This window comes from Burkholderia sp. Ac-20392, assembly GCF_017104585.1.
In the GTDB taxonomy this organism is placed as follows: Bacteria; Pseudomonadota; Gammaproteobacteria; order Burkholderiales; family Burkholderiaceae; genus Burkholderia; species Burkholderia lata.
This window is the reverse complement of record NZ_JAAGPB010000070.1, coordinates 1-26305: the sequence shown is the minus strand read 5'-3', so window position 1 is coordinate 26305 and position 26305 is coordinate 1. Positions and strand designations below refer to the sequence as shown.

The following is a 26305-nucleotide window of genomic DNA, read 5'->3' as shown; positions in this document are numbered from 1 at the left end:
TCTCCTGGCTTGCCCTTGAGCAGCGATTCGGGGTGACGCTCGAGGTAGTCGGCGAGCGCGTTCAGCGACTGCAGCGTGCGCGTGAGCTCCTTCAGCGCGCCGCGCACGTCGGACTGCAGCGGCGAATCCTGCTGCAGCGTCGCTTCGGCGGTGGAGAAGGTCTGCTTCGCGGCCGACAGCGTGTCGCGCGCTTCCGGCGCGACCTGCGTGTCGAGCTGCTTGAACAGCTTGTCGGCGTTCGACAGTGCGCTGTTCAGGTTCGCGCCGATCTGGTCGAACGGCACCTTGTCGAGCTTCTTCGCGATGTCGGCGACCTGCAGCTGCAGCTCGTCGAGCGTGTTCGGCACGGTCGGCAGCTCGAGCGGCTGGCGCGCCGTGTCGATCTTCACGGCCGGCGCCTTCGGGAAGAAGTCGAGCGCGACGTACAGCTGGCTCGTCAGCAGGTTGCCGGTGCGCAGCTGGCCGCGCAGCCCGTGCTGGACGAGCCGCTCGACGATCTCGCGGCGGGCCGGTTCGCCCTTGCTCTCGATCGTTTCGCGGAAACGGCGGCCGAGGCGTTCCGGATACACGTTCATCGTCACCGGCATCAGGAAGTTCTTCGTCTTCGGGTCGAAGTCGATGCCGATGTTCGTCACTTCGCCGAGCACGATGCCGCGGAAGTCGACCGTCGCGCCGACGGCGAGCCCGCGCAGCGACTGGTTGAAGTTCATCACGACCTGCAGCGGCTGGCCGTCCGGGTCGCGCATCGCGTCGCCCTCGTCGGACGCGAGGCGGAACGTCGTGTTGTTCGGCGCCGTCGTGCCGGATCCCTGGTTAGGCGGCGTCTGGAACGCGATGCCGCCGAGGATCACCGTCGCGAGCGACTGCGTGTTCAGCTTCAGGCCGCTCGAGTCGAGCCGCAGGTCGACGCCGCTCGCCTGCCACCAGCGCGAGTTCACGCCGACGTACTGGTCGTACGGCGCATTGACGAACACGTTGAAGGTGACGCCAGTGCCGTCCTTGTCGAGCGAGAAACCGACCACCTGGCCGACCTGCACGCGGCGGTAGTAGACGGGCGAGCCGATGTCGACCGAACCGAGCGAATCGCCGCGCAGCACGTACTGCGTGCCTTTCTGGTCGCCCGTGACGGCGGGCGGCGTCTCGAGCCCCGTGAAGTCGGTCAGCGTATCGTCCGAGCGCCCGGCGTCGACGCCGATGTAGGCGCCCGACAGCAGCGTGCCGAGCCCCGACACGCCGGTCGCGCCGACGCGCGGCCGCACGATCCAGAAGCGCGAGCCCTTGACCGCGAAGTCCTCCGCTTCCTTCTTGAGCTGCACCTGGACGAGCACGCGCGACAGGTCTTTCGACAGCTTGATCGTCTTGACCATGCCGATCTCGACGTCCTTGTACTTGACCTGGGTCTTGCCGGGCTCGAGCCCTTCGGCGCTGTGGAAGCTGATCGTGATTTCCGGGCCGCGCTCGCGCACGGACTTGATCACGAGGCCGATGCCGATCAGCGCGGCGATCAACGGCACGAGCCAGACGAGCGACGGCAGCCAGCCGCTTTTCGTCGAGATCGTCGGATCGGGCGGCCGGGGCGCGTCGTGCTGCGGGCCTTGTGGACTATTCATGGTGATTCCCTGAGGTTTCGACTGGATCCCAGATCAGGCGGGGATCGAACTGCATCGATGCGAGCATCGTCAGGATCACGACGGAACCGAACGCGAGCGCGCCTGGGCCGGCCGTGATGATGGCGAGCGAACGAAAATGGACGAGCGCGACGGTCAGCGTCACGACGAAGATGTCGAGCATCGACCAGCGGCCGATGCGTTCGACGATCCGGAACAGGCGCGTGCGCTGCAGCGGCCGCCAGGCGGTGCGGCGCTGCGCGCTGATCACGAGGATCAGCAGCACGCCGAGCTTGAGCATCGGCACGAGGATGCTGGCGACGAACACGACGACGGCGAGCGGCCAGTCGCCGGAGACCCAGAAATAGATGACGCCGCTCATGATCGTGTCTTCCTGCGAGCCGACGATCGACGCCGTACGCATGATCGGCAGCAGGTTCGCGGGAATGTACAGGATCGCGGCTGCGAGCAGCAGCGCCCACGTGCGCATCAGGCTGTTCGGCGTACGGAAATGGAGGACGCTGCCGCAGCGTGCGCAGTGGGCGTGCGGATGGTCGAGCGTCTGCACGAGCCCGCATGCGTGGCAGCTGGCGTAGCCCTCGCGGGCGGCGGTCGGGATCGTCATCGGCGGGCGGCTCCCGGCAGCGGGGCGGCATCGTCGGGCTGCCCGGGCGAACGCCCGGCGCGCAGGTCGTCGGCGATGTCCCACAGCGTGCGCGGATCGAACATCAGCACGACGGCGATCATCAGCGTGAGCGCGGCGAATGCGAACAGCGCGGCATCGGGAACGACCCTTGCGAGACTCACCATCTTCACGATCGTGACGAGGATCCCGAGCATGAACACCTCGATCATCCCCCACGGCCGCACGAGCTCGATCGCGCGCAGCACCAGGTTGAAGCCGGGCGGGACGAGGCCGCGCCGGATCGGCAGCAGCAGGTACAGCAGCGCGGCCATCTCGATGAGCGGGAACAGCACGGTCGAGCAGAACACCATCACGCCGACGATCGCCATGTCCTGGTGCCACAATGAATCGATCGCACCGATCAGCGTGGTCTGCACGCGGTTGCCGTTCACGTCCATTTCGAGGATCGGGAACACCTGCGCGATCGTGAACGTGATCAGCGCCGCGAGCGCGAGCGCGCAGATCCGCTCGATCTGCGCGGCGCTGTTGCGATAGAGCAGCGCATCGCAGCGCGGGCAGCGCGCGGATTCACGTCCGCTCAGGCGCGGTTTGTGCAACAGTGCGTCGCACTCGTGGCAGGCAATCAGGTCGTTTCGTTGCATGGAAAAGGCAGTTGTGCGACGGCTGGGGAGACGCGTCGACGGGGCCGGAACCCGCGCCAATCTTACCAAAAGGCCTTTTTCGGCGTGTCAACGATCGCGGGTCCGGTGACTGATCGGTAACATGACAGGAAACCGTCAGCCGGCTGGCGTGCCTGTCTTCAGAGTCCGCGCGTGTCAAAAGGTTGCGGTAGCATGGCGCCCTTGACAAGCGTCGGACCAATCTCCGGCGCGGCTGTTCGCTGAACTGAGGAATCCAAGATGGCATCGAATTCGCTGCCGGCCCGGCCGGTACGCTATACGCAGACGGCGATCGCGCTGCACTGGCTGATTGCACTGCTGATCGTCTGTGCGTTCGCGATGGGCTGGGTGATGACCGACATCCCCGGCTTCACGCCGACCAAGCTGAAGTACTTCTCGTGGCACAAGTGGATGGGCGTGACGATATTCGCGCTGGTCGTCATCCGCGTGCTGTGGCGTGCAACCCACGTGCCGCCGGCGCTGCCGGGCGGTACGCCGGCGTGGCAGCGTGCGGCGTCGCACGGCGTGCACATCCTGCTGTACGTGCTGATGATCGTGATTCCGGTGACGGGCTACCTGTACAGCTCGGCGGCGAACATCCCGGTCGTCTATCTCGGCATCGTGCCGCTGCCGCGGCTGATCGACCCCGATCCGGTGCTGAAGGAAACCTTCAAGACGCTTCACGTGTCATTGAATTACATTCTGCTTGCGCTTGTTTCGCTGCACGTGGTCGCGGCGCTCAAGCACCAGTTGTTGGACCGCGACGGCCTGCTGTCGCGGATGCTCCCCTTTGCCAAATGAAGGATCCCATGAAAGTGTCTTTCTCCCGCTCCATGCTGACCGCGTTCGCTGCGGTGTCACTTGTCGCGTCGGGCGCGGCGCTCGCCGATGTCGATCTCGCGAAGAGCAAGGTGTCCGCCGTGTCGAAGCAGATGAACGTGCCGACAGAAGGCGCGTTCAAGAAGTTTTCCGCGCAGGTGAAGTTCGACCCGGCGAAAGCCGCGCAGGGCAGCGCCCAGATGACGATCGACGTCGCGAGCTATGACCTCGGCGACAAGATGTACAACGACCAGGTTGCCGGCAAGGACTGGTTCGACGCGAAGGCGTATCCGCAGGCGACGTTCGTGTCGTCGGCGATCGCGCCGGCGGGCGGCAACAAGTACAACGTGACCGGCAAGCTGACGATCAAGGGCAAGTCCGAGAACGTCACGGTGCCCGTCACGGTCACGCAGAGCGGCGCGACGCAGACCTTCGACGGCGTGCTGCCGATCAAGCGCTCGGCCTTCAACGTCGGCACTGGCGAGTGGAAGGACACGTCGGTCGTCGCGGACGAAGTGCAGATCAAGTTCCATCTCGTCGCCACCAAGTAAGCGGCGGGCTGTTGCCTCACCCGAACGCCGCGCGAGGGCGCGGCGCCGTTCCAAGGAGAAAGAGTTTGAAAAAGCAACTGATCATCGCCGCGGGCGCGCTGGCAGCGTCGCTGTCGTTCTCGGCCTTTGCCGAAAGCGCCACGTACCAGTTCGACCCGAGCCACACGTACCCGAGCTTCGAGGCTGACCACATGGGCGGCCTGTCGGTCTGGCGCGGCAAGTTCGACAAGTCGAGCGGCACCGTGACGCTCGACCGCGCGGCAAAGACGGGTACGGTCGACGTGACGACCGACATCGCGTCGATCCACACCGGCAGCACGAAGCTCGACGAGCATCTGCAGACGGCCGAGTTCTTCGACGTCGCCAAGTTCCCGCAGGCGAACTACAAGGGCGCGATCAAGTTCGACGGCGACAAGCCGGTGTCGGTGGTCGGCAACCTGACGCTGCATGGCGTCACGAAGCCGGTCACGCTGAAGATCGATTCGTTCAAGTGCATGCCGCACCCGATGCTCAAACGTGAAGTGTGCGGTGTCGACGCCGTCGGCGAATTCGACCGCAGCGATTTCGGCCTCGACTACGGCAAGCAGTACGGCTTCAAGATGAAGACGAAGCTGCTGATAACGGCCGAAGCGCTCAAGCAGCAGTAAGCCCGCCGGCCGGGCCGGCCTTCGCGCCGGCCCGCCGCGAGCCCGCCGCCGCGTTCCCGTCAGGGGGCGCGGCGGTTTTTATTTGCGCGCCTATAATCGCCCGAGCGCCGTACCCGGCGCCGGGCAGGCCGACGGCGCACGCGCGGCCGCCTCGAACAGAACGTACAACGACAAGGAGATCGCCGATGCATGCCGTCACGCAGTCCCGTTCCATTGCCTCGTCGCCGCGCGTGTGGCGCGCGGTGGTCGCCGCGTCGATCGGCAACGCGCTCGAGTGGTTCGATCTCGTCGTCTACGGCTTCTTCGCGGTGACGATCTCAAAGCTGTTCTTCCCGGCCGGCAACGACACCGTGTCGCTGCTGCTCACGCTCGGCACGTTCGGCGTGTCGTTCTTCATGCGCCCGCTCGGCGCGATCGTGCTCGGCGCGTATGCCGACCGCGAGGGCCGCAAGGCCGCGCTCACGCTGTCGATCCTGCTGATGATGGGCGGCACGCTGATCATCGCGGTGCTGCCGACCTACGAGACGATCGGCGTCGCGGCGCCGGTGATCCTCGTCGCCGCGCGGCTGATGCAGGGCTTCTCCGCCGGCGGCGAGTTCGGCAGCGCAACCGCGTTCCTCGCCGAGCACGTGCCGGGCCGGCGCGGCTTCTTCGCGAGCTGGCAGGTGGCGAGCCAGGGGCTCACGACGCTGCTCGCCGCCGGCTTCGGCACCGTGCTGAACTCGCAGCTCACGGCCGCGCAGATGGCTTCCTGGGGGTGGCGCGTGCCGTTCTTCTTCGGCCTGCTGCTCGGGCCGGTTGCGTACTACATCCGCACGAAGGTCGACGAGACGCCTGAGTTCCTCGCGGCGGAAGGCACCGCGAATCCGCTGCGCGACACGTTCGCGTCGCACAAGGCACGTCTGGTCGCCGCGATGGGCGTGGTGGTGCTCGGCACCGTCGCGACCTATCTCGTGCTGTTCATGCCGACCTACGGCGTGAAGCAGCTCGGCCTCGCGCCGTCGGCCGCGTTCGCGGCGATCCTCGTCGTCGGCGTGATCCAGATGGCGTTCGCGCCGCTCGTCGGCCACTGGTCGGACACTTACGGCCGCGTGCGCGTGATGATCGCGCCGGCCATCGGCATCCTCGTGCTGATCTATCCGGCATTCGCGTACCTGGTTGCCCATCCGGGCTTCGGCACGCTGATCGCGCTGCAGGTGCTGCTTGCGTTCCTGATGACGGGCTACTTCGCGGCGCTGCCGGGTTTGCTGTCCGAAGTGTTTCCGGTGCAGACGCGCACGACCGGGATGTCGCTCGCCTATAACGTCGCGGTGACGATCTTCGGCGGCTTCGGGCCGTTCATCATCGCGTGGCTGATCAAGGCGACCGGGATGAAGACCGCGCCGAGCTTCTACCTGATGTTCGCGGCCGTGCTGAGCCTCGTGGCGCTGGTCGTGCTGCGCAAGCGGTTCGGGTTCCGGTAACCGGGCGGGGCGGCGTGCGTCAGTTGCCGGCGCGCTCGCATACGGGCCGTGCCGGCATCAGTTGCGGTTTGGCTTCGATGGTGTGCACCGGGCGCCCGGCGAGTGCGGCAAGCGCCTGCCCGAGTTGCCAGTCGGTTGCCGTGCCGAACTCGCGCTGCGGCAGCGCCGCGCCCTTCGCCGTATCGACTTTCGCGAGCGCACGTTGCTCGCGCAGCTTCTGCCGTTCCTTGCGTACCTTCGCGAACGGATCGGGCGCCAGCCGGTCCGCGTACGGCGCGCGGGCGAGATCGGCTTCCCGGTACCACAGCAGCACGCCGTCGACGTCCGAGTCGCGGCGCGGCGGCACGAGCCAGTCCGGCACGACGCCGTAGCCGTCCATCGGGCAGCCGTTCGGCCGCAGGTTGCGCGCGTACGTGAAATTCAGGCGCGTGCCGTCGATCAGGTCGACGCCCGTCTGCGCGAGCCCCTTCCCGTAGGTCGGCATGCCGAGCAGCTTCGCGCGGCCGAGATCCTTCAACGCCGCTGCGGTCGCCTCGGCGGCTGACGCGCTTTGTCCGTCGACGAGCACGACGAGCGGCACGGTGCGCCACCAGTCGTCGGCCTGCAGCGGCGCGAGCGGATCCTGCCCGTGCATGACCGGCAATTCGTAGTCGGGCCAGTTGGTCGTGTAGCGGCGGCGGTTGGCGTCGCCGCGCTCGACCGTCACCATCGCGGTGCGGTCGCGGCCCGCGAACAGCGCGGTGATGCCGATCGCCGCATTGAGCGCGCCGCCGCCGTTGATGCGCAGGTCGAGGATCGCGCCTTTCACCGGCGGGCCCGCGCGGCGTGCCGCCTGCACCGCATCGATGTAGTCGCCGACCGCCGGCTCGGGAAAGCTCGACAGCCGCGTGTACAGGATGTCGCCGTCGAGCCGTTTCGCGGTCGCGGGATGCGGCTTGAGGATCGTCCGCACCGGCGCGAAGCTCAGCACCGCGTGCGACGGGCCGCGCTGGACCGTGAGCTTCAGCGGCACGCCCGCGTCACCCTTGGCGAGTTTGGTCAGGTCGGCGGGATCGATGCCGACGACGCTCGTATCGTTCATCGCGACGACGAGATCGTCCGGGCGCACGCCGGCCTTTTCCGCGGGCGCGTCGGGAATCACGTCGACGATGTGCAGCCCGTCGGGCCGCGTCTCGAACACGATGCCGATGCCGGGCGTGCCGTCGCGCGCGCGCCGTTCGTCGTCGCGCCGCTCCTGCTCCTCCTTCGCGTCGAAGAAACGCGCGTACGGCAGCGTCTTGATCCCCGCGTGAGTCGTTGCGTCGAGCAGCGCACCGATGTCGATGTCGGTCAGGTGCTGTTTCTTCAGCACTTCGACGGCCGCCTTGAGTTCGCAGATCTGCGGCTCCCAGTCGGGCGGGCAGGGTGAAGGCGGCTGGGCGGAGGCGGGTGGGGAAGCGGGTGCAGAAGCGGGCGGGGCGGACGCCGGCTGTTGCGCCCCGACGGATGACGCACACGGCAGGAGCGCGGCCGTGACGGCTGCGCAAACGGCAAGGCGAAGAACGACACGCGTGGGAGGCATCATCGGAACCGCACGTTTGAACGGAGGGCGAAGGTGCTGTCCCGGTGACGCACAGCCGGCAGGCGGCGCGGCGGGACGGTCACGATTGTAGCCGACGCGCGTGACGGGGCAGGGCGAGCGGGCGGCGCGATGCATGGCAGTGGCGCGGGCATGAAAAAAGCCGGCCCAACCGGGCCGGCTTTTTCGTCTGTGCCGAAGCAGCGTGGCGCTTAAACCTGCGCGCCTGCGTTCGGATCGTCCGGATCGTGCGCGGACTTCTTTTCCTTGATCAGGTCTTCGCGCTTGATACCGAGCCACATCGCGAGCGAGCCCGCGACGAACACCGACGAGTAGATGCCGAACATGATGCCGACCGTCAGCGCGAGTGCGAAGTAGTGCAGCGTCGGACCGCCGAAGAAGAACATCGACAGCACCATCATTTCGGTCGACGTGTGCGTGATGATCGTACGCGACATCGTGGTCGTGATCGCGTGGTTGATCACTTCCTGCACGCTCATCTTGCGTTCGCGGCGGAACGTTTCGCGGATCCGGTCGAAGATGACGACCGACTCGTTGACCGAGTAGCCGAGCACCGCGAGGATGGCCGCGAGCACCGCCAGCGAGAACTCCCACTGGAAGAACGCGAAGAAGCCGAGAATGATCACGATGTCGTGCAGGTTGGCGATGATGCCGGCCACTGCGTACTTCCACTCGAAGCGGAACGACAGGTAGATCACGATGCCGATCACGACGCACGCGAGCGCGAGCAGGCCGTCGGTCGCGAGCTCCCGGCCGACCTGCGGGCCGACGAACTCGACGCGCTGCAGCGTGACGTCCGGGCTCTGCGCCTTCAGCGCGCCCATTACCTGGTCGCTCTGCTGCGCGGACGTGAGGCCTTCCTTCAGCTGCAGGCGGATCAGCACGTTGCGCGACGTGCCGAAGTTCTGCACCTGCGCGTCGGCGTAGCCGAGCTTGCCGAGCGTTGCGCGCACGGGTTCGAGTTCAGCGGCCTGCTGGTACTGCACCTCGATCACCGTCCCGCCGGTGAATTCGACGGACAGGTGCAGCCCGCGGTGGAACAGGAAGAACACGGCGGCGAGGAACGTGACCAGCGAGATCACGTTGAACACCAGCGCGTGCCGCATGAACGGAATGTCTTTACGGATGCGGAAAAATTCCATGGTCTTCTCCGGGGCCTTATTGGGTCGAGCCCGGTTTCTTCGGCGACACGCCTTGCTGCGCGCGGTTGCGCAGCTGCGGCTTGCCGGCGGCGCGCGGCGCGTTGCCCTTGGCGGGCGCGGCGAGCTTCGCGGCACGTGCGGTGTCGGTCGATTCGTCTGCGTCGGAGAACGATGCGGCGGCAGCGGCGCCTTCCGGCTTCCACACCTGGCCGATCGCGAGCGACTTCAGCTTCTTGCGGCCGCCGTACCAGAGGTTGACGATCCCGCGCGAGAAGAACACCGCGGAGAACATCGACGTCAGGATACCGAGGCAGTGCACGATCGCGAACGCGCGAACCGGGCCCGAGCCGAACGCGAGCAGCGCGAGGCCGGCGATCAGCGTCGTGACGTTCGAGTCGAGAATCGTCGCCCATGCATGCGCGTAGCCGGCCTGGATCGCGGTCTGCGGCGGCTGGCCGGCGCGCAGTTCTTCACGCACGCGCTCGTTGATCAGCACGTTCGCGTCGATCGCCATACCGAGCGCGAGCGCGATAGCGGCGATACCGGGCAGCGTCAGCGTTGCCTGCATCAGCGACAGCACGGCGACGAGCAGCAGCAGGTTCACCGACAGGCCGATCACCGACACCACGCCGAACAGCATGTAGTACGCGATCATGAACACGGCGATCGCGCAGAAGCCCCAGATCACCGAGTGGACGCCCATCTTGATGTTGTCGGCGCCGAGGCTCGGGCCGATCGTGCGTTCCTCGATGATGTCCATGGGAGCCGCGAGCGAACCGGCGCGCAGCAGCAGCGCGAGGTCGGCCGCGGCCTGCGGCGTCGGCTGGCCCGTGATCTGGAAGCGGTCGCCGAGTTCCGACTGGATCGTCGCGACCGTCAGCACTTCGCCCTTGCCCTTCTCGAACAGCACCATCGCCATCGGCTTGCCGATGTTCTCGCGCGACACCGCGCGCACCGAGCGGCCACCCGCCGAATCGAGGCGGATGTTGACCGACGGACGCTGGTGATCGTCGAAGCCGGCCGATGCATCGATGATGCGGTCGCCCGTGAAGATCACTTCCTTCTTCAGCAGCACCGGCGCCTGGTTGCCCTGCGTGAACAGTTCCTCACCCGGCGGCACCGGGTCGTTCGGGTTCGGGTGCGTGTTGATCGGGTCGGCGAGGCGCGCCTCGAGCGTCGCGGTGCGGCCGATGATGTCCTTCGCCTTCGCGGTGTCCTGCACGCCCGGCAGCTCGACGACGATGCGGTCGCTGCCTTGCTGCTGCAGGATCGGCTCGGACACGCCGAGTTCGTTCACGCGGTTGTGGAGCGTCGTCAGGTTCTGCTTGAGCGCGGCGTCCTCGACGGACTTCTGCACGGCCGGCGTGAACGTGCCGACGACTTGCGTGCCGCCACCGCCGGGCTGCGTCGCCCATTGCAGTTCGGTGATCGACAGCGCGAGCACCTTGCGGGCGTCTTCCGCCGTCTGCGCATCGCTGAAGTTGACGACCACGGACTGGTCGACGCGGCTCACGCCACCGTCGCGGATGTTCTTGTCGCGCAGCAGCGTGCGCGCGTCGGACGCGTCGGAATCGAGCTTCTTCGTCAGCGCACCCGTCATGTCGACCTGGAGCAGGAAGTGGACGCCGCCACGCAGGTCGAGGCCGAGATACATCGGCAGCGCGTGCAGGGCAGTCAGCCAGCGCGGCGACGCGCTCTGCAGGTTCAGGGCGACGACGTACTGCGGATCGTTCGGGTCGGCATTCAGCGACTTCTGCAGCAGGTCCTTGACGCGCAGCTGCGTATCGGTGTCCTTCAGGCGCACGCGGATGTTCGCGTTGGTCGCCGTGTTCTCGAAGGTGACGTCGTCCGGCGTGATCTGCGCGGAGGCGAGCGCCGATTCGACCTGGGTCAGCGTGGTCGAGTCGAGCTTGACCGTGGCCTTGCCGCTCGACACCTGCACCGCCGGCGATTCGCCGAAGAAGTTGGGCAATGTGTACAGAAGGCCGATGGCGAGCGCCACGACCATCACGACATATTTCCAGAGTGGATAACGATTCATGAGGGAGCCGAACGGGTGGTTGGCGTGAAAGCGTCGCGTCCGGCGCCGCGGCGGCCCGCTCTCTCAGGCAGGCACGGCGCGGGGAGCCGGACGCTCGGTGAAGGGCTTACAGCGACTTGATCGTGCCCTTCGGCAGAATGGTCGTGACCGCAGCCTTCTGCACGGTGATTTCGGTGCCTTCGGCGATCTCGACGCCGATGTAGCCTTCGGTGACCTTCGTCACCTTGCCCACGAGGCCGCCGCTCGTGACGACTTCGTCGCCCTTGGCCATGGCCGCGAGCATGTTGCGATGCTCCTTCTGACGCTTCATCTGCGGACGGATCATGATGAAGTAGAGCACGGCAAACATCAGGATGAGCGGCAGGAAGCTCATCAGGCTCGATTCGGCGCCACCGGCACCTTGGGCGAACGCGTTGGAAATGAACGGCACGTTGGTCTCTCCGTAGGGGAAGATCGAAAAATAAGCCGGTTATTCTACCACCGGCCCCATGCGCAAACGGATCGGCAAATGCGCTTTCGGATCAAGCTGTTAAAGCGCGAACCGGTACCGTTGCGACTTGTTTGGAAAGGTAATTGTAATATTTGGCGGTCGGGTTCGACAGTTGGGCCGCGTTATTTAGTACACGTCCCATGTGACGGGCCGCCCATCGGGCCACCCGCGCGGCTGCCCGTCCGTCAGTCGACCCCTCTGGCGCGATCCTCCGCGAAGCGCTGGCGGAACGCGTCGAACGTGTGGGTCTCGATCGCTTCGCGGATCTCGCTCATCAGCTGCAGGTAGTAGTGCAGGTTGTGGATCGTGTTGAGCTGCGCGCCGAGGATCTCGCCGACGCGGTGCAGGTGATGCAGGTAGCCGCGCGAGAAGTTCTGGCACGTGTAGCACGTGCAGCTCGCGTCGAGCGGCTTCAGCGAGTTCTTGTGCGTCGCGTTGCGGATCTTCACGTCGCCGAAGCGCGTGAACAGCCAGCCGTTGCGCGCGTTGCGGGTCGGCATCACGCAGTCGAACATGTCGACACCGTTGGCGACGCCTTCGACCAGATCCTCCGGCGTGCCGACGCCCATCAGGTAGTGCGGCTTGTTGGCCGGCAGCTTCGGGCCCACGTGGCGCAGCACGCGCATCATGTCTTCCTTCGGCTCGCCGACCGACAGCCCGCCGATCGCGAGGCCGTGGAAGCCGAGTTCCGCGAGGCCCGCGAGCGATTCGTCGCGCAGGTCCTCGAACATCCCGCCCTGGACGATCCCGAACAGCGCGTTCGGGTTGCCGAGCCGGTTGAACTCGTCGAGCGAGCGCTTCGCCCAGCGCAGCGACATGCGCATCGAGTCGGCCGCTTCCTTGTGCGTGGTCGGCACGCCGTTGGTCGCATACGGCGTGCACTCGTCGAACTGCATCACGACGTCGGAGTTCAGCACCTTCTGGATCTGCATCGACACTTCCGGCGACAGGAACAGCTTGTCGCCGTTGATCGGCGACGCGAACGTGACGCCGTCCTCGGTGATTTTGCGCAGGTCGCCGAGCGAGAACACCTGGAAGCCGCCCGAGTCGGTCAGGATCGGCTTGTTCCAGCCCATGAACGCATGCAGGCCGCCGTGCGCGTCGATCGTGTCGAGGCCCGGGCGCAGCCACAGGTGGAACGTGTTGCCGAGGATGATCTGGGCCTTGATCTCGTGCAGCTCGCGCGGCTGGATCGCCTTCACGGTGCCGTACGTGCCGACCGGCATGAAGATCGGCGTCTCGACCACGCCGTGGTTGAGCTTCACGCGGCCGCGGCGCGCATGGCCGTCGGTCGTCAGCAGTTCGAATTCGAGCCCGTTCGCCGGGCGGTCCTGCACGGGGGCGTGCGTATCGTGGGATGAGCCTTCGGTCATCGCGTCATTCTCCTCGCTACCGGAAAACAGTCCGGCGCATGTTGGAAACGCCGCCGGGCACCCGGCGGCGGGGAAAAGGGTGTGTCGTGGTCAGGCGCCGGTTTGCACGCCGGTGGCTTCCGGCGCGTCGCGCCGCGTGAGCAGCATCGCATCGCCATAGCTGAAGAAGCGGTAGCGTTGCTCGATCGCGTGCCGGTACGCGGCGCGGATCGTCTCGACGCCCGCGAACGCGGACACGAGCATCAGCAGCGTCGACTTCGGCAGGTGGAAGTTCGTGACGAGCCGGTCGACCACGCGGAAACGATAGCCGGGCGTGATGAAGATGTCGGTCTCGGCCTGCGTGGCCGCGAGCGGGCGGCCCGCTTCATCGGCTGCGCGCGCGGCGGCTTCGAGTGCGCGCATCGACGTCGTGCCGACCGCGATCACGTTGCCGCCGCGTGCGCGAGTTGCCGCGATCTTGTCGACGAGCGACTGCGGCAGGTCGTACCACTCGCTGTGCATCTTGTGCTCGGCGATGTTGTCGACGCGCACCGGCTGGAACGTGCCGGCGCCGACGTGCAGCGTCAGCGTCGCGCGTTCGACGCCCATCGCGTCGAGCCGGTCGAGCATCGGCTGGTCGAAGTGCAGCCCGGCCGTCGGTGCGGCGACCGCACCCGGATTGCTCGCGTAGACGGTCTGGTAGCGCGTCTCGTCGGTCGCGTCCGGGTCGTGCTCGATATAGGGCGGCAGCGGCAGGCGGCCGTACTGTTCGATCAGGTCGAGGCACGGCTCGGGGAAGTTCAGCGTGAAGAACGGGTCGACGCGCTCGCCGACCGTCACGTCGAACGCATCGGCGAGGCGCAGCGTCGTGCCGGCGCCCGGCGACTTGCTCGCGCGGATCTGCGCGAGCGCCGTGTGCGTGCCGGTCACGCGCTCGATCAGCACCTCGATCTTGCCGCCGCTGGCCTTCTGGCCGAAGAAACGCGCCTTCAGCACCTTGGTATCGTTGAAGACGAGCAGGTCGCCGGCCGCGATGCACGACGGCAGCTCGGTGAAATGGCGGTCGACCAGGCGTGCGGGCGCGACGGTGCCGTCGACCTCGAGCAGGCGGCTCGCGGTGCGATCGGGCAGCGCGGTTTGAGCAATCAGCTCGGGCGGCAGATTGAAATCGAAATCGGAAAGCGTGAACATGCGGGCTGGTTCGAAGCGGCCGGCGGGCGTCGCCGGCAGGGCGGAAACGCGTAAATGGGGCGCGCGAGCCGCTATGATGACGGGATGCGCGGCCTGGCCGGCGTCGTTCGTTCGGACGACGTGAAAGCCGCTATTGTACTTGCCTTGCGAAGCACCCAGACGATCCGATGCCTGTGTCACCACGCCGTTCCCCCGCCGCCGTTGCCGATTCCGCCGATCCGTTCGACGCGGAGGATGTCGCGCTACCTGCGCAAAGCGCGGGGGAGCGTGGTTCCGCGGAGCGTGCCGCGCCGCGTCGCGCCGGCCCGAAGCGCGGCGCCGACGGCAGGCTCGCGCAGCCGGCCGCCGCCGCGCCCGATGCCGATGACGCCGCGAGCGACGCAGCGGGTGCGGCCGGCGCGAAGCGCAAGAAGAAGCCGGCCGCCGATAAACCCGTGAAGACCGTCGACAAGCTCGCGAAGCTCGGCCTCACACGCTCGATCGATCTCGTTCTGCATCTGCCGATGCGCTACGAGGACGAAACCACGCTCACGCCGATCGGCGAGCTGCTGCCGGGCGGCATCGCGCAAACCGAAGGCGTCGTGTTCGACAACGAGGTCGCGTACCGGCCGCGCCGCCAGCTGGTCGTGAAGATCCAGGACGACGACGGCGAGCACCTCGTGCTGCGCTTCCTGAATTTCTACGGCTCGCAGGTCAAGCAGATGGCCGTCGGCCAGCGCCTGCGCGTGCGCGGCGACGTGCGCGGCGGTTTCTTCGGGATGGAGATGGTGCATCCGGCGGTGCGCGTCGTCGAAGCCGATGCGCCGCTGCCGCAGGTGCTCACGCCCGTTTATCCGAGCACGGCCGGCGTGTCGCAGGCCTATCTGCGCAAGGCGATTGAGAATGCGGTCGAGCGCACGCCGCTGCCCGAACTGCTGCCGCCCGAGATCCAGCGCGACTACCTGTTGCCGCTCGACGTGCCGACGCTCGAGCAGGCGGTGCGCATCCTGCATCACCCGCGCGTCGATTCCGACGAAGCCGCGCTGATGGACGGCTCGCATCCGGCGTGGACGCGCATCAAGTTCGAGGAACTGCTCGCGCAGCAGCTGTCGCTCAAGCGCGCGCACGAGGAGCGCCGCACACGCGCGGCGCCCGCGATGCCGCGCCGCACCGCGACCGATGCCGATTCACTGACGACGCGGCTCTATGGCGCGCTGCCGTTCACGCTGACGGGCGCGCAGGCGCGCGTCGTCGACGAAATCGCGAACGATCTAACCCTCGCGCACCCGATGCAGCGCCTGCTGCAGGGCGACGTCGGCAGCGGCAAGACCGTCGTCGCGGCACTGGCCGCCACGCAGGCGATCGACGCCGGCTACCAGGCCGCGCTGATGGCGCCCACCGAAATCCTCGCGGAACAGCACGCGCGCAAGCTGCGCGCGTGGCTCGAGCCGCTCGGCGTCACGGTCGCGTGGCTCGCGGGCAGCCTGAAGGCGAAGGAGAAGCGCGCGGCGATCGAGGCGGCCGCGCTCGGCACCGCGCAGCTCGTAATCGGCACGCACGCGATCATCCAGGACACGGTCGAATTCGCGCGGCTCGGCCTCGTGATCGTCGACGAGCAGCACCGCTTCGGCGTCGAGCAGCGGCTCGCGCTGCGTGCGAAGGCCGCGAATGCGGCCAACGGCGCGCGCGACTTCCAACCGCACCAGTTGATGATGTCGGCCACGCCGATTCCGCGCACGCTCGCGATGACGTATTACGCCGATCTCGAAGTCTCGACGATCGACGAGCTGCCGCCGGGCCGCACGCCCGTGCTGACACGCCTCGTCGGCGATGCGCGGCGCGAGGAGGTGATTGCACGTGTGCGCGAGGCCGCGCTGACCGGGCGCCAGGTGTACTGGGTGTGCCCGCTGATCGAGGAGAGCGAGACGCTGCAGTTGCAGACGGCCGTCGAGACCTACGAGACGCTGGCCACCGCGCTCCCGGAGCTGAAGGTCGGGCTGGTGCACGGCCGGCTGTCGCCGGCCGACAAGGCGGCCGTGATGGAAGCGTTCACGCGCAACGACGTGCAGCTGCTCGTCGCGACGACCGTGATCGAGGTCGGCGTCGACGTGCCGAACGCGTCACTGATGGTGATCGAGCACGCGGAGCGCTTCGGCCTCGCGCAGCTGCACCAGCTGCGCGGCCGGGTCGGGCGCGGCACCGCCGCGTCGGTGTGCGTGCTGCTGTACACGGGGCCGCTGTCGCTCACCGGCCGCGAGCGGCTGAAGACGATGCGCGAGACGACCGACGGCTTCGAGATCGCACGGCGCGACCTCGAGATCCGCGGCCCCGGCGAATTCCTCGGCGCCCGCCAGTCGGGCGCGGCAATGCTGCGCTTCGCGAACCTCGAGACCGACGGCTGGCTGATCGATCCGGCCCGCGAGGCCGCGACGCGGCTGATTGCCGCGTATCCCGAGATCGTCACGCAGCATCTCGCGCGCTGGCTCGGCGCGCGGGAGCAGTATCTGAAGGCCTGATTCGCGGGTCGGGGCCGGATTTAAAACCGCCGTTTGAAGCATTCCGATGCAGAGAAACTTGGCGAACCGGTGTCACAGGGTGTATAAATTAAACCTATCGCTTGTATATCTCTGATTGACCCACAATGACGCTGACTGAATTGAAATACATCGTCGCGGTCGCGCGCGAACGGCATTTCGGCCGCGCGGCCGAAGCATGCTTCGTGAGCCAGCCGACGCTGTCGGTGGCGATCAAGAAGCTCGAAGACGAGCTCAACGTGCAGATTTTCGAACGCGGCGCGAGCGAAGTGAGCGTGACGCCGATCGGTGACCAGATCGTCACGCAGGCGCAGCGCGTGCTCGAGCAGACCTTCGCGATCAAGGAGATCGCGAAGCAGGGCAAGGACCCGCTGGTCGGCCCGTTCCGCCTTGGCGTGATCTACACGATCGGGCCCTATCTGCTGCCGACGCTCGTCAAGCAGATGATCCAGCGCGTCCCGCAGATGCCGCTGATGCTGCAGGAAAACTACACGCTGAAGCTGCTCGAACTGCTGAAGCAGGGCGAGATCGACGCCGCGATCATGGCGCTGCCGTTTCCGGAAACCGGCCTGATGGTGCGCCCGCTGTACGACGAACCGTTCGTCGTCGCGCTGCCCGCCGGCCATCCGTGGGAAAAGCGCGAGGAAATCGACGCCGAGGATCTCAAGCAGGAAACCATGCTGCTGCTCGGCAACGGCCACTGCTTCCGCGATCACGTGCTCGGCGTGTGCCCGGAGCTGATGCGCTTCTCGCAGACGGCCGACGGCATCCAGAAGACCTTCGAGGGCTCGTCACTCGAGACGATCCGCCACATGGTTGCGAGCGGTGTCGGTATCACGGTGCTGCCGCGCATGTCGGTCGCCGAAGTCGGCCCGCGCGCGAACGGCCCGGATGCCGAACTGCTGTCGTACGTGCCCTTCAACGAACCGGTGCCCGATCGCCGCGTGGTGCTCGTGTGGCGCAAGAGCTTTACGCGGATGCCCGCGATCGACGCGATCAGCGACGCGATTGCCGCGTGCGAACTGCCGGGCGTCGCGAAGCTGGACATGCCGGCAACGATGAACTGAGCACGCAGCGGCATGCGCGTGTGGCAACACGATGAACGGGGTCTTGCGACCCCGTTTATTTTTCTCTATCGCATAGATGAAATTAATCAAATTCAAATAAGCGATAGGTGAATATAGAATCTTCTACATGGATCGGCGTCGTGTCGACGACGGGTCCGCATGTTGAATGCAAGCGCCAAAGGAGGATGTCATGATGCGGTCGGTATTGCAGCACGCGCAGCGGAACATCCCGTCGCGCGACGCGGTCGTACATCGCGCCAGGGCGGCCGTTCGCAGCCTGCGTCCGATTGCGTTCGCGTACCTGGCGGACCGTGTGTATGGTGGCTGAACGCCGCCGCGCGCCGGTTCAGTGTTCCCCCGATTCACCCGCCGTCAAGCCATGAGGGAGCATCGCATGTCCGAAAGCTGGAATACCGCCCGCAGCGCCGGCACGACGCCTGCCGGCAGCCGGTTCCCCGAGCGTCCCGCCTGCCGCACATCGCAGCGGGCGCGCGCGCCACAGGTCTCGCACGACATCCCGTAGTACGACAGGAGGACCAACCTGTTCCGTTTCCCATCCCCGCAATGACACTCCATCCACCGCACCCGGCATGCCGCCGGAGCGAACGAGTGGAGTCATACGAGCAAGCCAAGGAGAAATCGCATGTCGAACGAAACGAAGTGCCCGTTCAACCACACCGCTGGTGGCGGCACGACGAACAAGGACTGGTGGCCGAATCAGCTTAACCTGAACATCCTGCACCGGCATTCGGCGCTGTCCGATCCGATGGACAAGGATTTCGACTACGCCGAAGCGTTCAAGAAGCTGGATCTTGCGGCGGTGAAGAAGGACCTGCATGCGCTGATGACGGCGTCGCAGGACTGGTGGCCGGCCGACTTCGGCCACTACGGCGGCCTGTTCGTCCGCATGGCCTGGCACAGCGCCGGCACGTACCGCACGGCCGACGGCCGTGGCGGCGCGGGCGGCGGGCAGCAGCGCTTCGCGCCGCTCAACAGCTGGCCGGACAACGTGAGCCTCGACAAGGCGCGCCGCCTGCTGTGGCCGATCAAGCAGAAGTACGGCCGCAACATCTCGTGGGCCGACCTGCTGATCCTGACCGGCAACGTCGCACTCGAATCGATGGGCTTCAAGACCTTCGGCTATGCCGGCGGCCGCGTCGATACGTGGGAACCGGACGACGTGTACTGGGGTTCGGAAAAGATCTGGCTGGAACTGAGCGGCGGCCCGAACAGCCGCTATTCGGGCAAGCGCGATCTCGAAAGCCCGCTCGCCGCGGTGCAGATGGGCCTCATCTACGTGAACCCGGAAGGCCCGGACGGCAACCCCGACCCGGTCGCCGCCGCGCATGACATCCGCGAGACGTTCGCACGGATGGCGATGAACGACGAAGAGACGGTCGCGCTGATCGCGGGCGGCCACACGTTCGGCAAGACGCACGGCGCCGGCCCGGCGTCGAACGTCGGCGCCGAGCCGGAAGCCGCGGGCCTCGAAGAGCAGGGCCTCGGCTGGAAGAGCACGTTCGGCACGGGCAAGGGCAAGGATGCCATCACGAGCGGCCTCGAAGTCACGTGGACGTCGACGCCGACGCAGTGGAGCAACGACTTCTTCAAGCACCTGTTCAGCTACGAGTGGGAGCTCACGAAGAGCCCGGCCGGCGCGCACCAGTGGGTCGCGAAGGATGCAGGCGACGTGATTCCGGATGCATTCGATGCATCGAAGAAGCATCGCCCGACGATGCTGACGACCGACCTGTCGCTGCGTTTCGATCCGGCCTACGAGAAGATTTCGCGCCGCTTCTACGAGAACCCGGCCGAGTTCGCCGACGCGTTCGCGCGCGCCTGGTTCAAGCTCACGCACCGCGACATGGGCCCGCGTGCCCGCTATCTCGGCCCGGACGTGCCGGCCGAGCATCTGCTGTGGCAGGACCCGATTCCGGCCGTCGACCACAAGCTGATCGACGACGCCGACGTCGCGGCGCTGAAAGCGAAGGTGCTCGCCTCGGGCCTGTCGGTGGCGCAGCTCGTGTCGACCGCATGGGCGTCGGCTGCGACGTTCCGCGGGTCGGACAAGCGCGGCGGTGCGAACGGTGCGCGTATCCGCCTGGCGCCGCAGAAAGACTGGGAAGTGAACCGTCCGGCTGAACTGGCGAAGGTGCTTGCGACCCTCGAAGGCGTGCAGAAGGCCTTCAACGACGCGCAGACGGGTGGCAAGAAGGTGTCGCTCGCCGACCTGATCGTGCTGGCCGGTGCGGCCGGTGTCGAGCAGGCAGCGAAGAACGCGGGCGTCGCGGTGACGGTGCCGTTCGCACCGGGCCGTGCGGATGCAACGCAGGAAGAGACCGATATTGAAGCGATGGCCGTGCTCGAGCCGGTCGCGGACGGTTTCCGCAACTTCCTGAAGCACGCGTACCAGACCCCGGCCGAGGCGCTGCTGGTCGACAAGGCGCAACTGCTGACGCTGACCGCGCCCGAGATGACGGCGCTCGTCGGTGGCCTGCGTGTGCTCGGTGCGAACGCCGGCGATGCGAAGCAGGGCGTGTTCACCGACCGTCCGGAAGCGCTGACGAACGACTTCTTCGTGAACCTGCTGGACATGGGCACGGAATGGAAGCCGGTGTCGGCCGCGAACGACGTGTTCGAAGGGCGCGATCGTGCGACGGGCCAGGTCAAGTGGACGGGCTCGCGCGTCGACCTGATCTTCGGCTCGCACGCGCAACTGCGTGCGCTGGCCGAGGTGTACGGCAGCGCGGATGCGAAGGAGAAGTTCGCGCACGACTTCGTCGCGGCCTGGAACAAGGTGATGAACCTCGACCGCTTCGACCTCGCGTAAGCGTCGCCGCGTATTAGTGCGGTGAAGCAGTAGTGCAGTAACGGGAAACGGCCGGTCGTCCGACCGGCCGTTTCTTCCTGACCCTAAGTCTTGTTGAAGGAGTGACGATCATGACGCAAATGATGCAGAACATGCGCGCTGCACTGGCGACGCCGGGCGAGGTCGCGCGATACGTTGTCGGATCCGCTATCGTCATCGGCGGTGCGGCCGAACTGGTGTCGCAGGCGCTGCACGCGATCGCCTGAGCGCGGTGTTTCACGCGCCACGCGTAGTGGCGAGCCGTGCGCGGGTAGTGCGGTGTCGGTAGTGCGGTATCAACAGGCAGGTAACCCGATTCGCTTTCATTGCTCCGGTTCATTGAATAAGGAGTCCAGAATATGTCCAGGAAGACTCATGCTGCCCAGATCAACATCGGCATCGGCGACAAGGACCGCAAGAAGATCGCGGAAGGCCTGTCGCGCCTGCTCGCCGATACGTTCACGCTGTACCTGAAGACCCACAATTTCCACTGGAACGTCACGGGCCCGATGTTCAACACGCTGCACCTGATGTTCCAGGAGCAGTACAACGAACTCTGGCTCGCGGTCGATTCGGTTGCCGAACGCATTCGTACGCTCGGCGTCGTCGCGCCGGGCACCTTCGGCGATTTCGCGAAACTGTCGTCGGTGCCGGAGGCGAAAGGCGTGCCGGTGGCCGAAGACATGATCCGTCAGCTCGTCGAAGGGCACGAGGCCGTCGTGCGTACCGCGCGTGCGGTCTTTCCGCTTGCCGATGCGGCGAGCGACGAGCCGACCGCCGATCTGCTGACGCAGCGCCTGCAGATTCACGAAAAAACCGCGTGGATGCTGCGGTCGCTGCTCGCGTAGGCGTGCAACGTGCGGCAGGCTGGCTGAAGCCTGCGCACACTAGCTCTGGCCCTGATTGATCCGCACGCATTGGATCGAGCCCAGGCCCGTGCGCCGGACGGATCCGCATGTGCGCCAGCTCTGTCCCTTGATTGATGCGCGGCGCGGCTTGGCCATGTGCAGCGGGCACGGGCAGCGCGCTGGCGTCCGGCCGCTACCGCCCGCGGGTCGCGCCGACATGACGCGAAGCACCGCTCGGCTCTAAAATGCCGGGGTTATCTTTCCGGTGCTTCGCCATGCTTGCCCGCTTTCCCTTGTATCTGCGGCTCGTCCGGATGGACAAGCCGATCGGCAGCCTGCTGCTGCTGTGGCCGACGCTCAACGCATTGTGGATTGCGTCCGACGGCCACCCGCGCTGGCCGCTGCTCGTGATCTTCTCGCTCGGCACGCTGCTGATGCGCTCGGCCGGCTGCGCGATGAACGACTACGCCGACCGCGATTTCGACCGCCACGTGAAGCGCACGGCCGACCGGCCGCTGACGTCGGGCAAGATCCGCGCGTGGGAAGCCGTCGCGATCGCGGTCGGGCTCGCATTCATCTCGTTCCTGCTGATCTTGCCGCTCAACACGCTGACGAAGCAGTTGTCCGTCGTCGCGCTGTTCGTCGCGGGCTCGTATCCGTTCATGAAGCGCTTCTTCGCGATTCCGCAGGCGTATCTCGGCATCGCGTTCGGCTTCGGCATCCCGATGGCGTTCGCGGCCGTGCAGGACACGGTGCCGACGATCGCGTGGGTGATGCTGGCCGCGAACATTTTCTGGTCGGTCGCGTACGACACCGAATATGCGATGGTCGATCGCGACGACGACATCAAGATCGGGATCCGTACGTCCGCGCTGACGTTCGGACGCTTCGACGTCGCGGCCGTGATGCTGTGCTATGCGGTGACGCTCGGCATCTACGTGTGGATCGGCGTGACGCTCGGTTTCGGCCTCGCGTACTGGGCCGGCTGGGCGGCGGCGGTCGGCTGCGCGCTGTATCACTACACGCTGATCAAGGACCGCGAGCGGATGCCGTGCTTCGCGGCGTTCCGCCACAACAACTGGCTCGGCGGCGTGCTGTTCGCCGGGATCGCCGTGCATTATCTGCTGGCAGGGAGCTGAGTTTCGCGATTTGTCTGCCGCAGGCGGTATGCCGTGCGGAATTCGGCAACCACAAAAAAAGCGGCCTGGGCCGCTTTTTTGTTGTTCGTGCAAATCAGCGTGACGGGGTGGGGCGCCCGGCACGTCCAGCACAGCAGGCGCCGGGTTGGCGCCGCAGACGCGCTTACGCGCGGCCGAGCTCGTCGCCCATTTCCTTCGCGCGTGCTTCGGCTGCAAGCGCACCACGCACGATCGCATCCTTCACGCCTTGCGCATCGAACGACGCGAGCGCGGCGGCCGTCGTGCCGCCCTTCGACGTCACGCGCTCGCGCAGCACGCTCGCCGGCTCGCCCGATTGCGCGGCGAGTTGCGCGGCGCCCGTGAACGTCGCGACCGCGAGTGCGCGGCCCTGTTCGTCGTTCATGCCGAGCTGGCGCGCGGCTTCCTGCAGCGCTTCGATGAAATAGAACACATAGGCCGGGCCGCTGCCCGAGATCGCGGTGACGGCGTCGAGCTTCGACTCGTCGTCGAACCACACGATCTCGCCGACCGCGCCGAGCACGTTCGACGCGAGTTCGCGGCCTGCCGCGTCGACGCCCGGCAGCGCGGCGAGGCCCGTCACGCCCATGCCGACGAGCGCGGGCGTGTTCGGCATCGTGCGCACGACGCGTGCGTAGTCGCCGAGCCAGCGCGCGAGATCGCTGCCGCGGATGCCGGCCGCGATGCTGATCACGAGCTGCGACTTCAGGTGCGGCGCGAGCGCCTGCGCGACGTCCTTCAGCACCTGCGGCTTCACCGCGAGCACGACCGCGTCGTAGTCGGCGAGCGTCGCGTCGACGGCCGCGCCGGTGCGTACGCCGAACTGCTGGGCGGCGCGGGCGCGCACCTCTTCGTTGACGTCGATGGCATACAGGCCGTCAGCGGCGACGCCGCGCTTGATCAGGCCGCCGATCAGGGCCGCGGCCATGTTGCCGCCGCCGATGAATGCGATTTTCATGATGTCCGAATGAGCGAGTGAGTGAACGGTAGGGCGGAAAGAGTGCGACGTTCAGTGCGAGTAATCGCGCGCGCCGAAGATCGCGGTGCCGACGCGTACGATCGTCGCGCCTTCGAGCACGGCCGCGTCGAGATCGGCGGACATGCCCATCGACAACGTGTCGAGCGGCAGGCCGTCGGCGCGCAACGTGTCGAACAGTGCGCGCATCGCACGATGCGGCGCGCGTTGCGCTTCGGTGTCGCCGGCCGGTTCGGGAATCGCCATCAGGCCGCGCAGCCGCAGCGACGGCAGCGCGGCGACTGCGCGCGCAACCTCGGCCACGTCGGCCGGCGCGACGCCGCTCTTCGACGCCTCGCCGCTGATGTTCACCTGCACGCACACGTTGAGCGGCGGCAGGTGCGCGGGGCGCTGCTCCGACAGGCGCTGCGCGATCTTCAGCCGGTCGACCGAATGGACCCAGTCGAAGCGTTCGGCAACCGGGCGCGTCTTGTTCGACTGCAGCGGCCCGATGAAATGCCATTCGAGGTCCGCGCGCAGGTCGGCGAGCGCATCGATCTTGTCGATCGATTCCTGCACGTAGTTTTCGCCGAAGGCACGCTGCCCGGCCGCATGCGCGGCGCGCACGTCGTCGGCGGGAAATGTTTTGGACACCGCGAGCAGCGACACGGTGGCGGGATCGCGGCCGGCCGCGCGGGCGACGTCGGCGATGCGGCGATGAACGGATTCGAGACGGGCGGCGAGATCGGACATGACGGGTACGAAAGCAGGCACGGAAGCAGGCATGGTGCGGAGGCGCCGCGGCACGCGACGCATCGATCCGCCCATTATACGGACGCCGTGCGCGACGCCCAGCGCCCACCCGTCATTCGCATGCGCGGGCCCTAGCCCTAGCCCTAGCCGTACAGCAGATGCTCGACGAGCTGGATCCAGTGGGCGACCGGAATCTGCGTGCCGCTCTGCAGGTGCGCGATGCAGCCGACGTTGCCGGAGACGATCATCTGCGGTTCGAGCGCCTGCAGCTTCAGCAGCTTCTGCTTGCGCAACCGGTACGACAGCGACGGCTGCGTCAGCGAATAGGTGCCGGCCGACCCGCAGCACAGATGGCTGTCGGCCGGCAGCCGCACGTCGATGCCGAGCGTCTCGAGCAGGCGTTCGACCTTGCCGCGCGACTGCTGGCCGTGCTGCAGCGTGCACGGCGGGTGGTACGCGACCGTATGGATCGCGCGGCGCCGCGCGAGCGTTGCGAGCTCGGCCTCGAACGCGAGCAGCACGTCCGAGATGTCGCGCGTGAGCGACACGATGCGCTGCGCTTTCTCCGCGTAGGCCGGGTCGTCGCGCAGCAGGTGCGCGTATTCGAGCACGGTGGCGCCACAGCCCGACGCATTCATCACGATCGCCTCGACGCCCTGTTCGACATGGGGCCACCACGCGTCGATGTTGCGGCGCGCGTCGTCGAGCGCTTCGTCGTGATAGTTCAGGTGCAGGCGGATCGCGCCGCAGCAGCCCGCATCGGGCGCGACGACCGTCTCGATGCCGAGCGCGTCCAGCACGCGCGCGGTCGCGATGTTGATGTTCGGCAGCATCGACGGCTGCACGCAGCCGCCGAGCATCAGCATCTTGCGCGTATGTGTGCGGTGCGGCCATTCGAGCAGCCGCGTGCGCGGCGGCACCTTGTCGCGCAGCCGCTTCGGCAGCAGCGGACGCACGTGCTGGCCGAGCCGCATCACCGGCGAGAACAGCGCGGCGTTCGGCACGAGGCTCGCGAGCACGCGGCGCACGAGACGCTGCTGCACCGGGCGCTGTACCTGCGCCTCGACGTGCTTGCGGCCGATCTCGACGAGCCGGCCGTACTGGACGCCGGACGGGCAGGTCGTCTCGCAACTGCGGCACGTGAGGCAGCGGTCGAGGTGCTGCTGCGTGCTGCGCGTGACGGGCGCGCCTTCGACCATCTGCTTGATCAGGTAGATACGGCCGCGCGGGCCGTCGAGTTCGTCGCCGAGCAACTGGTAGGTCGGGCAGGTCGCGGTGCAAAACCCGCAATGCACGCACTTGCGCAATATCGCGTCGGCTTCGTCGCCGTCGGGCGTATTGCGGATGAAATCGGCGAGGTTCGTTTGCATCGCTCAGAGATCCGGGTAGAGCCGGCCGCGGTTGAAGATGCGCGCGGGATCGAACGCGGCCTTCAGCCCGCGGTGGATTTTCATCATCGGGGCGGGGAGCGGCGTGAACACGCCCGCGCTGCGGTCGTACGCGTCGCCCGCGCGGAACAGCGTCGCGTGGCCGCCGGCCTGCTTCGCGCTCATCCGCACGGTCTGCGCGTCGGCGTCGGTGATCCACCAACGCTGCGCGCCACCCCATTCCATCAGCTGGGTGCCGGGCAAGTGCATCGGTTCGGTGATCGACGGCAGCGCGAGGCGCCACAGCGCATAGCCGGGCGGGATGCCGTTGAAGAACGGGTCGGTATGCTCGCGCAGGCCGGCCCAGAAGCGCTCGGCCTCGACCGCGTCGACGACTTCGCCGCCGAGCAGCGTCTTCGCCGATTTCACGGCCGCCTCGGCGCCCGACAGGCGCAGCACGAGCGTGCCGTTGCGCCACCCGCTCGCGCTGACGGGTAGTGGATGGCCGCCCCATTCGTTGAGCTTGCGCACCGCGTCGGTCGCGGTCATCTCGAACTTCAGCGTGACTTCGGCGACGGGCATCGGCAGCACCTTGATCGACAGGTCGAGA

22 protein-coding genes and 1 pseudogene are annotated in these 26305 nt (G+C 67.0%); 10 read left to right on the top strand and 13 right to left on the bottom strand.

Annotation, left to right across the window (positions count from 1 at the left end; translation table 11 throughout):
* The 3 genes from G3N99_RS11690 to G3N99_RS11680 form a co-directional block, all read right to left on the bottom strand.
* On the bottom strand, positions 1 to 1610 hold a 1610-nt coding region (locus G3N99_RS11690), incomplete at its 3' end, for an MlaD family protein (protein WP_206122466.1).
* Positions 1603 to 2232, bottom strand: a complete 630-nt coding sequence (locus tag G3N99_RS11685) for a paraquat-inducible protein A (protein WP_088926392.1) — start codon at positions 2230 to 2232, stop codon at positions 1603 to 1605. The genes G3N99_RS11685 and G3N99_RS11690, both read right to left, overlap by 8 nt.
* Entirely contained in the window at positions 2229 to 2894 is a 666-nt protein-coding gene (locus tag G3N99_RS11680; protein WP_174947825.1) for a paraquat-inducible protein A, read from the bottom strand. The genes G3N99_RS11685 and G3N99_RS11680 overlap by 4 nt, the downstream gene beginning before the upstream one ends.
* Before the next feature lie 258 nt (positions 2895 to 3152).
* On the opposite strand from G3N99_RS11680, the gene G3N99_RS11675 reads away from it, so the two are divergent.
* From G3N99_RS11675 to G3N99_RS11660, 4 genes are all read left to right on the top strand, one after another.
* Entirely contained in the window at positions 3153 to 3713 is a 561-nt protein-coding gene (locus G3N99_RS11675; protein ID WP_206122465.1) for a cytochrome b, read from the top strand.
* 8 nt (positions 3714 to 3721) lie between these two features.
* Entirely contained in the window at positions 3722 to 4282 is a 561-nt protein-coding gene (locus G3N99_RS11670) for a YceI family protein (protein WP_011350991.1), read from the top strand.
* 65 nt (positions 4283 to 4347) lie between these two features.
* Positions 4348 to 4929 (top strand): YceI family protein, encoded by a 582-nt coding sequence (locus tag G3N99_RS11665; protein WP_174984106.1) that lies wholly within the window; start codon positions 4348 to 4350, stop codon positions 4927 to 4929.
* Positions 4930 to 5114: 185 nt separating this feature from the next.
* Positions 5115 to 6392, top strand: a complete 1278-nt coding sequence (locus G3N99_RS11660; protein ID WP_206122464.1) for an MFS transporter — start codon at positions 5115 to 5117, stop codon at positions 6390 to 6392.
* A gap of 19 nt (positions 6393 to 6411) precedes the next feature.
* On the opposite strand, the gene G3N99_RS11655 is transcribed toward G3N99_RS11660, so the two are convergent.
* From G3N99_RS11655 to queA, 6 genes are all read right to left on the bottom strand, one after another.
* Positions 6412 to 7956 carry a S41 family peptidase gene (locus G3N99_RS11655; RefSeq protein ID WP_206122463.1) on the bottom strand — a complete coding sequence of 515 codons (1545 nt, stop codon included), beginning with the start codon at positions 7954 to 7956 and terminating at the stop codon, positions 6412 to 6414.
* Between the two features lie 206 nt (positions 7957 to 8162).
* Positions 8163 to 9113, bottom strand: coding sequence for a protein translocase subunit SecF (gene secF, locus G3N99_RS11650; protein WP_011350995.1), 951 nt, complete (start codon positions 9111 to 9113; stop codon positions 8163 to 8165).
* A 16-nt stretch (positions 9114 to 9129) separates the two neighbouring features.
* Complete coding sequence (gene secD / locus G3N99_RS11645) at positions 9130 to 11154, bottom strand: protein translocase subunit SecD (protein ID WP_011350996.1); 2025 nt, start codon at positions 11152 to 11154, stop codon at positions 9130 to 9132.
* 106 nt (positions 11155 to 11260) lie between these two features.
* Entirely contained in the window at positions 11261 to 11584 is a 324-nt protein-coding gene (gene yajC, locus G3N99_RS11640) for a preprotein translocase subunit YajC (protein ID WP_006476868.1), read from the bottom strand.
* 245 nt (positions 11585 to 11829) lie between these two features.
* The gene (gene tgt / locus G3N99_RS11635; protein WP_011350997.1) at positions 11830 to 13017 is read right to left on the bottom strand and encodes a tRNA guanosine(34) transglycosylase Tgt; all 1188 of its coding nucleotides are present in this window, start codon (positions 13015 to 13017) and stop codon (positions 11830 to 11832) included.
* A 90-nt stretch (positions 13018 to 13107) separates the two neighbouring features.
* Positions 13108 to 14187, bottom strand: a complete 1080-nt coding sequence (queA, locus tag G3N99_RS11630; RefSeq protein WP_206122462.1) for a tRNA preQ1(34) S-adenosylmethionine ribosyltransferase-isomerase QueA — start codon at positions 14185 to 14187, stop codon at positions 13108 to 13110.
* A 167-nt stretch (positions 14188 to 14354) separates the two neighbouring features.
* Between queA and recG the strand changes: the two genes are divergently transcribed.
* The 6 genes from recG (at position 14355) to ubiA (ending at position 22602) form a co-directional block, all read left to right on the top strand.
* Positions 14355 to 16682 carry an ATP-dependent DNA helicase RecG gene (gene recG, locus G3N99_RS11625; RefSeq protein WP_206122461.1) on the top strand — a complete coding sequence of 776 codons (2328 nt, stop codon included), beginning with the start codon at positions 14355 to 14357 and terminating at the stop codon, positions 16680 to 16682.
* Between the two features lie 125 nt (positions 16683 to 16807).
* The gene (locus G3N99_RS11620; protein ID WP_011351000.1) at positions 16808 to 17767 is read left to right on the top strand and encodes a hydrogen peroxide-inducible genes activator; all 960 of its coding nucleotides are present in this window, start codon (positions 16808 to 16810) and stop codon (positions 17765 to 17767) included.
* Positions 17768 to 18410: 643 nt separating this feature from the next.
* Positions 18411 to 20597 carry a catalase/peroxidase HPI gene (gene katG / locus G3N99_RS11615; RefSeq protein WP_206122460.1) on the top strand — a complete coding sequence of 729 codons (2187 nt, stop codon included), beginning with the start codon at positions 18411 to 18413 and terminating at the stop codon, positions 20595 to 20597.
* Between the two features lie 119 nt (positions 20598 to 20716).
* Positions 20717 to 20842, top strand: a complete 126-nt coding sequence (locus G3N99_RS42365; protein ID WP_277396357.1) for a hypothetical protein — start codon at positions 20717 to 20719, stop codon at positions 20840 to 20842.
* Between the two features lie 132 nt (positions 20843 to 20974).
* Positions 20975 to 21463 (top strand): Dps family protein, encoded by a 489-nt coding sequence (locus G3N99_RS11610; RefSeq protein WP_206122459.1) that lies wholly within the window; start codon positions 20975 to 20977, stop codon positions 21461 to 21463.
* A gap of 275 nt (positions 21464 to 21738) precedes the next feature.
* Positions 21739 to 22602: a 4-hydroxybenzoate octaprenyltransferase gene (gene ubiA, locus G3N99_RS11605; protein ID WP_174939253.1), complete on the top strand. Its 864-nt coding sequence runs from the start codon at positions 21739 to 21741 to the stop codon at positions 22600 to 22602.
* Positions 22603 to 22765: 163 nt separating this feature from the next.
* Here the strand turns inward: ubiA and proC are convergent, their stop codons facing one another.
* From proC to glcE, 4 genes and pseudogenes are all read right to left on the bottom strand, one after another.
* Positions 22766 to 23578, bottom strand: coding sequence for a pyrroline-5-carboxylate reductase (proC, locus tag G3N99_RS11600; protein WP_206122458.1), 813 nt, complete (start codon positions 23576 to 23578; stop codon positions 22766 to 22768).
* Positions 23579 to 23629: 51 nt separating this feature from the next.
* Entirely contained in the window at positions 23630 to 24328 is a 699-nt protein-coding gene (locus G3N99_RS11595) for a YggS family pyridoxal phosphate-dependent enzyme (RefSeq protein ID WP_206122457.1), read from the bottom strand.
* 143 nt (positions 24329 to 24471) lie between these two features.
* Positions 24472 to 25698, bottom strand: a complete 1227-nt coding sequence (glcF, locus tag G3N99_RS11590) for a glycolate oxidase subunit GlcF (RefSeq protein WP_174947409.1) — start codon at positions 25696 to 25698, stop codon at positions 24472 to 24474.
* 3 nt (positions 25699 to 25701) lie between these two features.
* Positions 25702 to 26305, bottom strand: a pseudogene (gene glcE / locus G3N99_RS11585) (glycolate oxidase subunit GlcE); the annotation flags it as partial.